Source organism: Rhodococcus sp. BP-316, assembly GCF_019836105.1.
GTDB lineage: Bacteria > Actinomycetota > Actinomycetes > Mycobacteriales > Mycobacteriaceae > Rhodococcoides.
Genome location: NZ_JABUEE010000001.1, coordinates 442,460 through 455,976, shown reverse-complemented (window position 1 = coordinate 455,976; position 13,517 = coordinate 442,460). Strand labels below are relative to the sequence as shown.

General features: G+C 68.0%; 15 protein-coding genes. 11 read left to right on the top strand and 4 right to left on the bottom strand.

From position 1 onward, the window contains the following. Positions 1–17: 17 nt before the first annotated feature. Both HQ312_RS02105 and HQ312_RS02100 read left to right on the top strand, forming a co-directional pair. The gene (locus HQ312_RS02105) at positions 18–2,735 is read left to right on the top strand and encodes a DNA translocase FtsK (protein ID WP_222637664.1); all 2,718 of its coding nucleotides are present in this window, start codon (positions 18–20) and stop codon (positions 2,733–2,735) included. A 264-nt stretch (positions 2,736–2,999) separates the two neighbouring features. Then, the gene (locus HQ312_RS02100) at positions 3,000–4,088 is read left to right on the top strand and encodes a TerC family protein (RefSeq protein ID WP_081821174.1); all 1,089 of its coding nucleotides are present in this window, start codon (positions 3,000–3,002) and stop codon (positions 4,086–4,088) included. Between the two features lie 75 nt (positions 4,089–4,163). On the opposite strand, the gene HQ312_RS02095 is transcribed toward HQ312_RS02100, so the two are convergent. Together HQ312_RS02095 and HQ312_RS02090 are read right to left on the bottom strand one after the other, a co-directional pair. Next, complete coding sequence (locus tag HQ312_RS02095) at positions 4,164–4,448, bottom strand: YciI family protein (RefSeq protein WP_027505116.1); 285 nt, start codon at positions 4,446–4,448, stop codon at positions 4,164–4,166. A 37-nt stretch (positions 4,449–4,485) separates the two neighbouring features. Further along, on the bottom strand, positions 4,486–4,968 hold the full coding sequence (locus tag HQ312_RS02090) for an amino-acid N-acetyltransferase (protein WP_027505117.1): 483 nt from the start codon (positions 4,966–4,968) through the stop codon (positions 4,486–4,488). 284 nt (positions 4,969–5,252) lie between these two features. Here HQ312_RS02090 and pgsA point away from each other — a divergent pair, with 284 nt between their 5' ends. From pgsA to HQ312_RS02045, 9 genes are all read left to right on the top strand, one after another. Continuing rightward, positions 5,253–5,807, top strand: a complete 555-nt coding sequence (gene pgsA / locus HQ312_RS02085) for a CDP-diacylglycerol--glycerol-3-phosphate 3-phosphatidyltransferase (protein WP_027505118.1) — start codon at positions 5,253–5,255, stop codon at positions 5,805–5,807. A 201-nt stretch (positions 5,808–6,008) separates the two neighbouring features. After that, positions 6,009–6,359 carry a helix-turn-helix domain-containing protein gene (locus HQ312_RS02080; RefSeq protein WP_027505119.1) on the top strand — a complete coding sequence of 117 codons (351 nt, stop codon included), beginning with the start codon at positions 6,009–6,011 and terminating at the stop codon, positions 6,357–6,359. A 161-nt stretch (positions 6,360–6,520) separates the two neighbouring features. After that, positions 6,521–7,339 carry a phage shock protein PspA gene (pspA, locus tag HQ312_RS02075; protein ID WP_027505120.1) on the top strand — a complete coding sequence of 273 codons (819 nt, stop codon included), beginning with the start codon at positions 6,521–6,523 and terminating at the stop codon, positions 7,337–7,339. Positions 7,340–7,370: 31 nt separating this feature from the next. Further along, positions 7,371–8,210 carry a hypothetical protein gene (locus tag HQ312_RS02070; protein ID WP_261781968.1) on the top strand — a complete coding sequence of 280 codons (840 nt, stop codon included), beginning with the start codon at positions 7,371–7,373 and terminating at the stop codon, positions 8,208–8,210. Positions 8,211–8,408: 198 nt separating this feature from the next. Then, positions 8,409–8,582 carry a hypothetical protein gene (locus HQ312_RS02065; RefSeq protein ID WP_027505123.1) on the top strand — a complete coding sequence of 58 codons (174 nt, stop codon included), beginning with the start codon at positions 8,409–8,411 and terminating at the stop codon, positions 8,580–8,582. Between the two features lie 34 nt (positions 8,583–8,616). Further along, positions 8,617–9,795: a glycosyltransferase gene (locus HQ312_RS02060; RefSeq protein WP_222637663.1), complete on the top strand. Its 1,179-nt coding sequence runs from the start codon at positions 8,617–8,619 to the stop codon at positions 9,793–9,795. A 35-nt stretch (positions 9,796–9,830) separates the two neighbouring features. Beyond that, entirely contained in the window at positions 9,831–10,025 is a 195-nt protein-coding gene (locus HQ312_RS02055; protein WP_027505125.1) for a DUF3046 domain-containing protein, read from the top strand. Between the two features lie 166 nt (positions 10,026–10,191). After that, the gene (gene recA / locus HQ312_RS02050; RefSeq protein WP_027505126.1) at positions 10,192–11,238 is read left to right on the top strand and encodes a recombinase RecA; all 1,047 of its coding nucleotides are present in this window, start codon (positions 10,192–10,194) and stop codon (positions 11,236–11,238) included. A gap of 17 nt (positions 11,239–11,255) precedes the next feature. Then, positions 11,256–11,897 (top strand): regulatory protein RecX, encoded by a 642-nt coding sequence (locus HQ312_RS02045; protein WP_222637662.1) that lies wholly within the window; start codon positions 11,256–11,258, stop codon positions 11,895–11,897. 4 nt (positions 11,898–11,901) lie between these two features. Here the strand turns inward: HQ312_RS02045 and HQ312_RS02040 are convergent, their stop codons facing one another. After that, entirely contained in the window at positions 11,902–12,825 is a 924-nt protein-coding gene (locus HQ312_RS02040; RefSeq protein WP_222637661.1) for an amino acid ABC transporter permease, read from the bottom strand. Then, the gene (locus tag HQ312_RS02035; RefSeq protein WP_027505128.1) at positions 12,822–13,502 is read right to left on the bottom strand and encodes an amino acid ABC transporter permease; all 681 of its coding nucleotides are present in this window, start codon (positions 13,500–13,502) and stop codon (positions 12,822–12,824) included. Before HQ312_RS02035 ends, HQ312_RS02040 begins: the two co-directional genes overlap by 4 nt. Positions 13,503–13,517 lie beyond the last annotated feature (15 nt).

Sequence of the window (13,517 nt, the reverse complement as noted above, 5' to 3'; positions counted from 1 at the left end):
CGACTAGCCTGACGGGTATGGCAGGCAAGACGAGTACGCGCGCGTCCCGATCCGGCGCGGCCGGATCGAGCAAGGCAGGCACCGGCACGAGTGGTGCCTCCACCGGACGCGGGCGGACGGTCACGACGCCGCGCAAGCCCACCGCCCCCCGGTCGTCCACCGGGCGCACCCCGGCGACTCGCTCGTCCGGTACCGCACGGTCGTCGTCCGGAGCCCGACCTCGCAGCGCCCCCAAGCGCACGATCTCGCCCGGTCGCGCGGCCCTGAACTCCGTGGGTCGCGGCATCGGCAAGGGGTGGGGCCTCGCCGCGCGCGGACTCGGTGCCACCACTCGCACCGTCGGCAAGGCCGCCGACATCGAACACGGCCACCGCCGCGACGGCATCGCCCTCGGGTGCCTCGCGGTCAGCGTGGTCGTCGCCGCCGGTCTCTGGTTCTCGGCCGGTGGCCCGGTCGGGGAGTGGATCGAGATCGGGCTGCGCGCCGTCGTCGGCAGCGCGGCCATCCTGCTGCCGCTGCTCGGCATCGGCGTCGCCGTAGCCCTGATGCGGACCGAACCCGCTCCCGACGACCGCCCCCGGCTCGTCCTCGGGTCTCTGCTCGTCGGCCTGCCGATGCTCGGACTCTGGCATCTGGGTTCCGGATCACCGGACGACCTGGCCGGGCGTGCGTCCGGCGGCGGCTTCGTCGGCTTCGTCGTCGGCGGTCCGCTCAGCAGCGGGGTCACCGTCTGGCTCGCCGTGCCGCTGCTCCTGCTCGCCGTCCTGTTCGGCGTCCTTCTCCTCACCGGGACGACCGTGCGCGACATCCCCGCGCGTCTGCGGACCCTGTTCGGTACGGCGAACCGCGGCGACGAGTACAGCGACTACGAGGACTGGGAGGAGGAGTCGCACCTCGGTGACTTCGCACCGGACGGGTACGACTCCGCGGGCTACGGCTCCTCGTACGACGAGTACGACCCCGCCCTGTTCGACGCCGACGGCTACCCGGTCGACGAGAAGCCGGCGAGGTCGCGCCGCCGCCGATCGTCCGCGCCGGCCGACGCGTACCCGGTGGAGGAGTCGGCACCGGTGGACGACGCTCCCACCGAGTACGTGCCGGTGCCGCCGCCCGTCCGCACGCGTGCGAAGGAACCGGCGGTCGAGCCGACGCCGAAGCCGAAGCCCGCTCCGGTCGTCGCGGCGACTCCGCCGAAGCCGAAGGAGGACGACAAACTCGTCGTGGACCGCGTCGTCGACGGCGACTACGTCCTGCCCTCGCTGTCCCTGCTGATCGACGGCGATCCGCCGAAGACGCGCAGCCAGGCGAACGACGCGATGATCGAGGCGATCTCCGAGGTCCTCGAGCAGTTCAAGATCGACGCCGCCGTCACCGGCTTCACCCGCGGACCGACGGTCACGCGCTACGAGGTCGAGCTCGGACCGGGCGTCAAGGTCGAGAAGATCACGGCGCTCGCCCGCAACATCGCGTACGCGGTGGCCACCGACAACGTGCGTCTGCTGGCCCCCATCCCCGGCAAGTCGGCGGTGGGCATCGAGGTGCCCAACTCCGACCGCGAGATGGTCCGCCTGGCCGACGTGCTGACGGCGCCCTCGACCCGCAAGGATCACCATCCTCTGGTCATCGGCCTCGGCAAGGACATCGAGGGCGACTTCGTCAGCGCCAACCTCGCGAAGATGCCGCACCTCCTGGTGGCGGGCTCCACCGGCTCGGGCAAGTCGAGCTTCGTCAACTCCATGCTGGTGTCGTTGCTCGCGCGGGCGACGCCGGAGGAGGTCCGGATGATCCTCATCGACCCCAAGATGGTCGAGCTGACCCCGTACGAGGGGATCCCGCACCTCATCACGCCAATCATCACGCAGCCGAAGAAGGCTGCCGCGGCCCTCGCCTGGCTGGTCGAGGAGATGGAGCAGCGCTACCAGGACATGCAGGCAAACAGGGTGCGCCACGTCGACGACTTCAACAAGAAGGTGAAGTCGGGCGAGATCACCGCACCGCTCGGCAGTGAGCGCGTCTACAAGCCCTACCCGTACATCCTCGCGATCGTCGACGAGCTCGCGGACCTGATGATGACCGCGCCGCGGGACGTGGAGGAGGCGATCGTCCGCATCACGCAGAAGGCGCGCGCGGCCGGCATCCACCTCGTGCTCGCGACCCAGCGCCCGTCCGTCGACGTCGTCACGGGCCTGATCAAGACCAACGTCCCGTCCAGGCTCGCGTTCGCCACGTCGTCGCTGACCGACTCCCGCGTCATCCTGGATCAGCAGGGTGCGGAGAAGCTCATTGGTATGGGCGACGCCCTGTTCCTGCCGATGGGCGCGGGCAAGCCCACCCGTCTACAGGGCGCCTTCATCACCGACGAGGAGATCACCGCGGTCGTTGACTTCGCCAAGAACCAGGCGGAGCCGGAGTACCAGGAGGGCGTCACCGCGCAGAAGGCCGCGGAGAAGAAGGACGTCGACGCCGACATCGGCGACGATCTCGACGTGCTGCTCCAAGCCGTCGAACTCGTCGTGACGAGTCAGTTCGGCTCGACGTCCATGCTGCAGCGCAAGTTGCGCGTCGGCTTCGCCAAGGCCGGCAGGCTCATGGATCTGATGGAGACGCGCGGCGTGGTCGGCCCGAGCGAGGGATCGAAGGCCCGCGACGTCCTGGTCAAGCCCGACGAGTTGGACGGGCTGCTGTGGTCGATCAAGGGCGGGGATCCGGGAGAGTCGGACAATCCGGACGAGTGACGGTGGCCCCGTTGTGAATTGACTCTCACGCTAGCTGAGTTTTACCTGTGCATTACCCTTCGCGTGCCTCCATACGGCCGGGGCTGTGGCATGGTTGTTCTCAGGAGGGGAGTATCCCCAGCTTGCGAAGGACCCGTCAGCACGATCGAGCCCTGCCTCGATCCGGGTCATCGGCAGACACAGTGGTCACACGAGACATCATCACTGGTTCTGTGGGAGAGACCTCCGGAGCCCACCCATGGACTACCGGAGGTAGTTGCTCACATGAATGTCTCGTCCACAGTCTGGATCGTCACCATCGTGGTGATCCTGGGACTCTTCGTCTTCGACTTCTTCGCTCACGTGAAGACCCCCCACGAGCCGACCTTCAAGGAATCGGCGACGTGGTCCGTCGTCTACATCACGATCGCCATCATCTTCGGCGGAATCGTGTTCTGGCAGTACGGCGCGACCTACGGCGGTGAGTACTTCGCCGGGTACGTCACCGAGAAGGCGCTCAGCGTCGACAACCTGTTCGTCTTCCTCATCATCATGACGACGTTCGCCGTACCGCGTCAGTACCAGCAGAAGGTGCTGCTCATCGGCATCGTGATGGCGCTCGTGATGCGCGGTGGCTTCATCGCCCTCGGTGCCGCGGCCATCAACAACTTCAGCTGGGTCTTCTACCTCTTCGGTGCGTTCCTCATCTACACGGCCTACAAGCTCATCAAGGAGGCCGGGGAAGAGGAGGAGAACGAGGTCCAGCAGGACACCAAGATCATGAAGTTCGCCAAGAAGATCCTCCCCACCACGGACGAGTACCACGGTGATCGTCTGACGGTGAAGATCGACGGCAAGCGCGTGGTCACCCCGATGCTGCTGGCCCTGGTCGTCATCGGTTTCACCGACATCCTGTTCGCGTTGGACTCGATCCCGGCGATCTACGGTCTCACCACCGAGCCGTACATCGTCTTCACGGCCAACGCGTTCGCCCTCATGGGTCTGCGCCAGTTGTACTTCCTGATCGGCGGACTGCTCGATCGCCTGGTCTACCTGTCCTACGGCCTGTCCCTGGTACTGGCGTTCATCGGCGTCAAGCTCGTCCTCCACGCGCTCCACGAGAACGAGCTCGGCTTCATCAACGGCGGCGAGAACCTGTCGGTCCCCGAGATCAGCACCGGAGTGTCGCTCAGTGTCATCATGGGCATCCTGATCGTCACCACCGTGGCGAGCCTGCTCAAGACCCGCGGCGACGCGAAGCCCGCGGTGAAGGACGGCGAGACCGGAAGCCCGGTCCTCGGCGACGACACCACGGCCGCCTCGACCGGTACCACGTCGACCGGCGTCACGGACACCGAGCGCGACTCGCGCTGATCCGTCCCGCACGAGAACAGCCCGGCACCGAGAGGTGCCGGGCTGTTCGTGTGTCCGGTGGGTGCCGGAGGGGGGTCACTCCGCGAGGACGCCCATCACCGGCTTCCACTCCTGGATCGCCACGGCGTCGACGAGCTTCTCCACCGCGAACGGGTCCTCGGCGAACAGCGTGCCCACCTGGTCCGCACTCTCACCCTTGACGATGATGGTCGCGCCGCTGTCGTCCGCGTACGGTCCCGCCACCACCACGATGTCGCGGGCGAGCAGATCCCGCAGCCAGTCGCGGTGCTCGGCGCGGACGCGGTCGCGTCCCTCGGCGGTGGCCGACGAGTACGTGTAGTTGACGAGGAAATGGGCCATCGATGTTCTCCTGCGGTGTGAGCGGGTGGTGGGTGATCTAGAGCGTGAGCAGCATGCGGGTGTTGCCGAGAGTGTTCGGCTTGACGTAGCTGAGATCGAGGAACTCGGCGACACCGGTGTCGTACGAGCGACACATCTCTGCGTAGACCTCGGCGGTGACCGGGGTCCCGTCGATCTCGGAGAACCCGTGGCGGGCGAAGAACGGCACCTCGAAGGTGAGCACGAAGATGCGGGAGAGCTGCAGTTCGCGGGCGACGTCGATCAACCGGGACACGATGAGGTGGCCCACGCCGTGGCCCTTGACCGACGGATCGACGGCGACCGTGCGGATCTCGCCGAGATCCGCCCACAGCACGTGCAGCGCGCCGCAGCCGGCGACGACACCGTCGACCTCGGCGACCCAGAACTCCTGGACCGCCTCGTAGAGGGTCACGAGATTCTTCTCGAGCAGGATCCGGCCCGCGTAGATGTCGATGAGTCGCTTGATCTCCGGGATGTCGGAGGTGCGGGCACGGCGCAGGCGCACGCGCTCGGTGGTGGACCCGGACGCGGTCCGGACGTCTGCGCGATCCTGCGCCGCCCGGGAGTCCGTCTCCGGATCGAGGTCGGAAGTCATGGGGTGAACAGTAGTCATCGGGCGTACCGATATTGTGACCGTGTGTCCCGCGCCGGTAACTCACGTCACGTCCCGAGAGCGGGCTCGGCGACGTGAGCGCTCAGTACGACGTCGGTCGTGGCCCCGGTGACGCGTCCGCGCCGACGCCGGACGCCGTCGTCGGCTCGGGCCCGCTCACTCCGGCTCCACTGCTCAACATCGCCAACGTCCTGACCGTCCTGCGGATCGCGCTGGTCCCGGTGTTCCTGTGGGCTCTGTTCGCGGACGGTGGCCAGGAGACCGGGTGGCGGCTCGCGGCCTTCGGGATCTTCGTCGTCGCGGCGATCACCGATCGCATCGACGGCCAACTGGCGCGCAAGCACGGGCTCGTGACGGAGTTCGGCAAGATGGCGGACCCCATCGCCGACAAGGCACTGATCGGGGCGGCCCTGGTCGGACTGTCCATGCTGGGGGACCTGCCCTGGTGGATCACCCTCGTCATCGGTGCCCGCGAGATCGGCATCACGCTCCTGCGGTTCGCCGTCCTGCGGCACGGTGTCATCCCCGCGGGACGCGGCGGCAAGCTCAAGACCCTCGTCCAGAGTGTGGCCATCGGGGTCTACGTTCTGCCGCTTCCCGACGCTGTGATCCCGGCAGCGATGGTGCTGATGATCGTGGCCGTGGCGCTGACCGTGATCACGGGACTCGACTACGTGGTGCAGGCAGTGCGGCCGCGGGTCCGGACACCACACGACGGGCGATGAGCCGTCCGGTGCTCCGCCGCGTGCGGATCGCGGGCGGGGGTTAGGGTTCTCTCACCCGTTCCGACGGGTGTCCACACGCGTCGCGGGAACCGATCGGACCGTTCCGGCGTTGTAGGTGGACGAGGGTCGAGCGACGGTGCACCGACAGGCGTTCCCGCGGTCGACCACGACGTAGTTCGAACACGATGAAGGAGGGGCCACATGGCGCTGCTCTTGCGTGAGGCATTGGGCGACAGTCTTCGCCGCACACGGGTCGCTCAGAGCCGCACGTTGCGCGAGGTCTCCAACACGGCGCGCGTCAGCCTCGGGTATCTCTCGGAGGTCGAGCGTGGCCGCAAGGAGGCGTCGAGCGAACTGCTCAACGCCATCTGCGATGCCCTCGACGTCCCACTGTCGGACGTTCTGTTCGATGTGAGCGAATCGCTCACGGACACGATGGCGAGTGCGGCCGCGTCGACGGGCGTTCCCGCCGAGCGCGGTGCGGCCCACATCTCGGACGAGACGCGCGTGGTCATCCCGGCTCCGACCGCGCGAGCACTCGCCGCTGCCTGATCTTCGCGTCCCGTTTCCGACCATTCGTGGTTCGACATGGGATCATGGCGGGTACCGATCACAGACAGACCGCGTGTCCCGGACACGCGCAGCATCACCGGCGGTGACGGTCGCCAGCCGGGTCGCGTACGCGGCGGATCACATGGAGGCAGGAAGAACCGATGGCCAATCCTTTCGTCAAGGGCTGGAAGTATCTGATGGCTCTGTTCAACTCCAAGATCGACGAGAAGGCGGATCCGCAGGTCCAGATCCAGCAGGCCATCGAGGACGCCCAGCGTCAGCACCAGGCGCTCTCGCAGCAGGCCGCGTCGGTCATCGGTAATCAGCGCCAGCTCGAGATGAAGCTCAGCCGCCAGCTCGACGAGGTGGAGAAGCTGAACGCCAATGCGCGCCAGGCCGTCACCCTCGCCGACCAGGCCAATGCGGCTGCCGACGTCGAGAAGGCCACCCAGTACACCAATGCCGCCGAGGCGTTCGCGGCCCAGCTGGTCACCGCCGAGCAGAGCGTCGAGGACCTCAAGGTTCTGCACGACCAGGCGCTCCAGGCCGCCACCCAGGCCAAGAAGGCCGTCGAGCAGAACGCCATGACGCTGCAGGCCAAGGTCGCCGAGCGCACCAAGCTGCTCAGCCAGCTCGAGCAGGCCAAGATGCAGGAGCGCGTCAGCGAGTCGCTCCGCTCGATGGACTCCACGCTGTCCGCACCGGGCAACACGCCCAGCCTCGACGCCGTCCGGGACAAGATCGAGCGCCGCTACGCCAACGCGCTCGGCTCCGCCGAGCTCGCTCAGAACTCCGTGCAGGGCCGCATGATGGAGGTCCAGCAGGCGAGCGTCCAGATGGCCGGACACAGCCGCCTCGAGCAGATCCGTGCCTCCATGGCGGGCGACTCGCTCACCGCCGGCCCCTCCGCGGACGGCGTGTCCACGCAGAAGAACCTGTCGTCCCCGCAGGCGACCCCCGAGCCTCCTCAGGCCAACTGATCTGCCTGCACGAGACCCTCACGGAGCGTTGATGTCCGGACACGGCGACCCGCACCGACGGCCGTTGTGGCACGAGCGGCCCGCTGCTCCGGCCGAAGTGGGGCGCGCGGCCGACCTGGTGCGCGCCCGGGCTCGTGGCGTCGTGGACGTCACGCGGCCGTTCCTCGACGCCGCCAAGTCGTGGAACGACCCGCGGAAGAAGGCCGAACGGCGGATCCGTCGGACTCGCCGGCGGGCCACGCTCTTCGGTGCGGCGTCCGGGTCGATGGGCGTCGCCACCGTCACGGTGGCGGCCACGTCCGCACCCGACTGGATCGTCGTCGGGGGATCGGGCACCACGGTGTTGTTCGCGGTGCCCGCCGTGGCCGCGGCGGCGGCCTACCGACGGCTGCGGGCCCAGCCACTGCCGGCAGCAGCGCCGGTCCGCCGTGCTCTGCCTCCGGTGGGCTCCGCCGCTCGCGAGCCCATCGAACGTCTCGCGGCCGCCGAACGCAGTTTGCACGAGCTGACGGGCATCCTCGCTCGATCCGGGGCGGTCGCCGCGGACGACGTGCACGACACGACTCGGATCGCCGCGGCCGCGTCGGCAGCCCTCACCGAGGTCGCGCACGACATCGTCGCGATGGAGAGAGCAGCGCTGGGAAGTCCGGCTGCAGCGGTCCATCTGTCCGGGTCCATCGGGTCCACCGCGGCCCGGTTGACGGACGGTGTGCACCAGTTCGACGGGCTCGTCGCCGCGGCTGCGTTGCTCACCGCGCCGGGCTCCTCCGGTTCGCTCACCGCACTCGACGCGCGACGGGACGCCCTCCAGTTCGCGTCCGATCGCCTCGAGGGCTGGGCATTCGGCCTCGAGCACCTGCAGAAGCCCTGACCTCGGCGGCGGTCTCACCCCGACCGCGACCCTGAGATCGACCTACCGTCCTCGGGGTCGACCCCGATCTTCACCCTGAACTCCGCGACGATTCGGTGCTGTGCCAGTTCGGTTCTGGCAGTGTCGAACTCGTCGACGGATCGCCGGTGAACTCCACCGCGGCCGGCGACGGGAATCCCCGACGAGAAGGAGTTCGACATGTTCTGGAAGATTCTCGGTGCGATCGTTCTGGTGTGGATCGGCATCGTCGTTCTCGGCGCCCTGCTGAAGGCGCTGTTCCCCCTGGTGGCGCTGGCCGTGGTGGGAACCGGTCTCTACTTCCTCTTCCGCGCGATGAGCGGCGATCGCGACTCGGCGAAGTCACCCTTCTGACGTCCCCGGTGCCGCGCTGACCTAGGCTTCGCCCATGCTCGTCGCGGTGGTCGCCGGCCCCGATGCGGGGCACGCCTTCCCTGCCATCGCGCTCGCGAAGGCGCTGACGGCCGCAGGAGAGACGGCCGTGGTCTACACCGGCGATCGGTGGCTCGACGCCGCGGGAGCGGACGGGGTGGACACTCGCCTGCTGCCGGGACTGGAACCGCGGCCCGAGGACGACGACGCGGACGCCGGCCGCAGAATTCACGAGCGAGCGGCCCACATGTCCTCGATGCTGCTGCCGGTGCTCTCCGAGTCGGCTCCCGATCTGGTGGTCTCGGACATTCTCACGGCCGGCGGCGGTCTCGCCGCCGAGCGGCTGGGAGTTCCCTGGGTGGAACTGTCTCCGCACCCGCTCTACCGGCCCTCCGTGTCGTTGCCCCCTATCGGGAGTGGCCTCGCACCGGGCACGGGACTGCGAGGTCGGTTGCGGGACACCGTGATGCGAGCTCTGACCGACCGCTCCGTCCGAGCGGGGCTGGCGCAGCGCGCTCGGGCGCGCGAGGGCGTCGGTCTGCCCGCGTCGGACCCCGGCCCCGCGCGGCGCCTCGTCGCGACCATCCCCGCGCTCGAGGTGCCGCGGACGGACTGGCCGGCCGAGGCGCGGGTCGTCGGTCCGTTGTTGTGGGAGCCGACGACCGCTCTCCTCGACCCGCCGCCGGGGACCGAACCGCTGATCCTGCTGGCACCGTCGACGGCCGCGACCGGCGCCGTGTCCATGGTCGAGGCCACTGTCGAGGCGACGGCGGCCTCACGTGCGCGCGGCCGGAGTCGTCGACTGGTGATCACCACGGTGGACGACGTTCCGGCCGGTCTACCGTCCTGGGCGGTGGGCGGACTGGGGCGCCAGGACGCGCTGCTGCCGCTGGCGTCGGTCGTGGTGTGCGGCGGCGGCCACGGGATGTTGGCGAAGTCGCTGTCCGCCGGCGTCCCGGTGGTCGTGATCCCCGGCGGGGGAGATCAGTGGGAACTGGCCAACCGCGCGGCCCGGCAGGGAAGCGCCACGATCGTGCGTCCGGTGTCCGCCGACGCCGTGGCGGAGGCGATCGACCGGGTGCTGAGCGACTCGACGTACGCCGCCGCGGCAGGTCGCGCCGCGGCGACCGCCGCCGCGGTCGAGGATCCCGTCGCGGTGTGCCGCAGCGTGATCGTCGACTCCCGCCCGCGCTGAGGGGGAGCGCGGACGTCCCGGGTTACGGTGACATGGTGCGCCTGACCGACTTCCACGACCGTGTCGCCGAACAGTTCGGAACCGTGACCGGGGACTCGATGCTGGTCGACCACCTGCTGCTGAGCCTCGGGAACCGCACCGCCGCGCAGGCCATCGAGGACGGCGAGGATCCGAAGGACGTGTGGCGTGCACTGTGCGTCGAGTTCGACGTTCCCCGATCGCGGTGGTGAACCTCCGGCGTGTCGCTGGGTATCGAACACCTGTTCGCTTATAGTCGTGTGCAGAGTCGACGGGAATCGCACGGCAGCGGTTCTTGTCGGTACCCCCCTCTACCTTGGCGACAGATCGACGGGGTACAGACGCTTCGGGGACAAGAACTTCGAGAAGGAGACCATGATGGCTGCAGCTGCATACGATCGGGACAAGGCGCTCGATCTCGCGCTCGCGCAGATCGACAAGAACTTCGGCAAGGGGTCGGTCATGCGTCTCGGCGACGAGGCCCGTGTGCCCATCGCCGTCATCCCCACGGGTTCGATCGCGTTGGACGTCGCGCTCGGCATCGGCGGACTCCCGCGCGGCCGCATCGTCGAGGTCTACGGCCCGGAGTCTTCGGGTAAGACGACGGTCGCGCTCCACGCGGTCGCCAACGCACAGGCCGCCGGCGGCATCGCCGCGTTCATCGACGCGGAGCACGCCCTTGATCCGGACTACGCCGCCAAGCTCGGTGTCGACACCGACGCGCTGCTGGTCTCCCAGCCGGACACCGGTGAGCAGGCGCTCGAGATCGCGGACATGCTGATCCGGTCCGGTGCCATCGACATCCTGGTCGTCGACTCCGTGGCAGCCCTGGTTCCCCGTGCCGAGATCGAGGGCGAGATGGGTGACAGTCACGTCGGTCTGCAGGCCCGCCTGATGAGCCAGGCCCTGCGCAAGATCACCGGCGCCATCAGTTCGTCCGGCACCACGGTCATCTTCATCAACCAGCTGCGCGAGAAGATCGGCGTCATGTTCGGCTCGCCCGAGACCACGACGGGCGGTAAGGCGCTGAAGTTCTACGCATCGGTGCGCCTGGACATCCGTCGTATCGAGACGCTCAAGGACGGAACCGACGCAGTCGGTAACCGCACCCGCGTCAAGGTGGTCAAGAACAAGGTGTCGCCGCCGTTCAAGCAGGCCGAGTTCGACATCCTGTACGGCAAGGGCATCAGCAAGGAAGGCTCGCTCATCGACATGGGTGTCGAGCACGGCTTCGTGCGCAAGTCCGGCTCCTGGTTCACCTACGAGGGTGATCAGCTGGGCCAGGGCAAGGAGAACGCACGCAAGTTCCTGCTCGAGAACACCGACATCCGTGACGAGATCGAGAAGAAGATCAAGGAGAAGCTCGGCATCGGTGCAGACGTGCGTACGCCCGACGAGGCCGTCGCTGCTCCGGTCGACTTCTGACAGCAGGTCTCTCGACTGTGAACGACGACGAGTTTCCGGACTCGCGTGCACCGGGCGCCCGACGTACGTCGGGCGCCCGGTCCCGTTCCGGCCGCCGATCGGGCGAGACGCCGCTCCCGGGCGGGGGCACGGCGGTGCAGGCCAAGGATGCCGCGTTGCGGTTGCTCACCGATCGCGCCCGGAGCCGCGCCGAGCTCGAACAGCGGTTGGCCGCCAAAGGATTCACGGACGAGATCATCACGTCCGTGCTCGACAGGCTGACCGAGATCAAGCTGGTCGACGATCGCGACTTCGCCCATCAGTGGGTCCGCTCGCGACATACGTACTCGGGCCGAGGCAAGCAGGCGCTGCGCACAGAACTACGCACCAAGGGCATCGATCCGGTGCTGGCCACCGAGGCACTCGACACGATCGAGCCCGAGGACGAGCGGGAGCGTGCGCGCGAACTGGTCGTCAAGAAGCTCCGGGCCCCGGCTCTGCTGTCCGCTCTGAACGAGGATATCGAGGATCCGCGGGAGCGGCGTGCGCAACGCGACAAGGTGGTGCGCAAGCTCGTGTCGATGCTCGCGCGTCGCGGGTTCGCCCAGGGCATGGCCTTCGACGTGGTTCGGACAGAACTCGAGGCCCTCGGAAACGATTCCGAAGGCCTCGAGTACTAGAACGTCAGACTGTCGCGCCACCCATGGCGGCACCCTGATCGACAGGAACCGGACTCTTCTTCGCTCGTCGCAGTCGCTTCTCCACCTTCGTGGCGAGGTACGTCAGCAGCGAGTTCAGGATGATCATGATGATGGCCACGATGATCAGCGCCGGCAGGAAGTTGCCGTAGAAGGCACCGACCTGCTGGCCCGACCGGACCACCTCGACATAGCCGATGATGTAGCCCAACGCGGAGTCCTTCAGCGCCACCACCATCTGCGAGATGATGGCCGGCAACATCGCGGTCACGGCCTGGGGAAGCAGGATCATGCGCATGATCTGGCCCTTGCGCAGGCCGATGGCCATGGCCGCCTCGGTCTGACCCTTCGGCAGGGACTGGATGCCCGACCGCACGATCTCGGCGATGACCGAGCCGTTGTAGAGCGTCAGGCCCGTCACCACCGCGGCCAGGGCCAGGTAGCGGGACTTGAACACCTGGTACTCGGCGAAGAACTGGTACAGGAAGATCATCAGGATCAGCACCGGGATGGCGCGGAACAGTTCGACGAAGAATCCGGCGACCAGCCGCACCGGCCGGTGGTCGGACAGGCGAGCGATCCCCAGAACCGCGCCGAGGATCAGCGCGAACACGATGGACAGCCCCGCGGCGATCAGCGTCCCCTGGATGCCGGGGACCAGGTACGTCGTCCAGGTCGAGGACTCGGTGAAGGGGCTCCACTTCTCCGACGTCAACTGGCCTTTCTCGTCCAGCTTCGCGTAGATCACGTACGCCGCCAGCAGTACCAGGACGAGCACGACGGCCGAGATGATGTGATTGCGCACCTTGGCGCGGGGCCCCGGAGCGTCGTAGAGAACGGTGGCGCGTTCGGCGGAGGCGACCTTCTTGGGCGGTGCCTCGGTGCTCAGAGGTGCGTTCGCTGTGGTCATCGGGCAACCGCCAATCGCTTGCCGAGGTAGCCGAAGAAGAGGCCGGTGGGGAAGGTCAGGATGACGAAGCCGAGCGCGAAGATACCGCCGACGACGAAGATCGCCGCCTCGTTCTCGATCATCTCCTTCATCAGGATGGCCGCTTCGAGGACGCCGATCGCCGCGGCGACGGTCGTGTTCTTCGTCAGGGCGATGAGCACGCTGCCCAGCGGGCCGATGACCGCACGGAACGCCTGGGGGAGCACGATGAAGCGCAGGTTCTGCGAGAACGTCAGACCGAGCGAACGCCCGGCCTCCGCCTGACCGACGTTCACGGTGTTGATTCCGGACCGCAGCGACTCGCACACGAACGAGGCCGTGTAGATGCTGAGACCGAGAACGGCGAGCCGGAAGTTGTTGTCCGCCTGGCCGGTCGGGGACGCCTGATCGGCGAGCGTGACGCCCAGGGTCTGGTAGAGGCCGAAGGCGCAGAACAGCAGGATCAGCGTGAGCGGGGTGTTGCGGAAGATGGTGACGTAGGTGGCACCGATCCACCGCGCGACGGGAACGGGGGAGACCCGCATCGCCGCGAGCAGGGTGCCGAGGACGAGAGCGCCGATGGCGGAGAGCACCGTCAGCTTGATCGTCATCCAGAACGCGTCGAGGAGTTCGGGCGCGTAGTCACTCAGTATGTCCACCGGCGACTCCTTCCG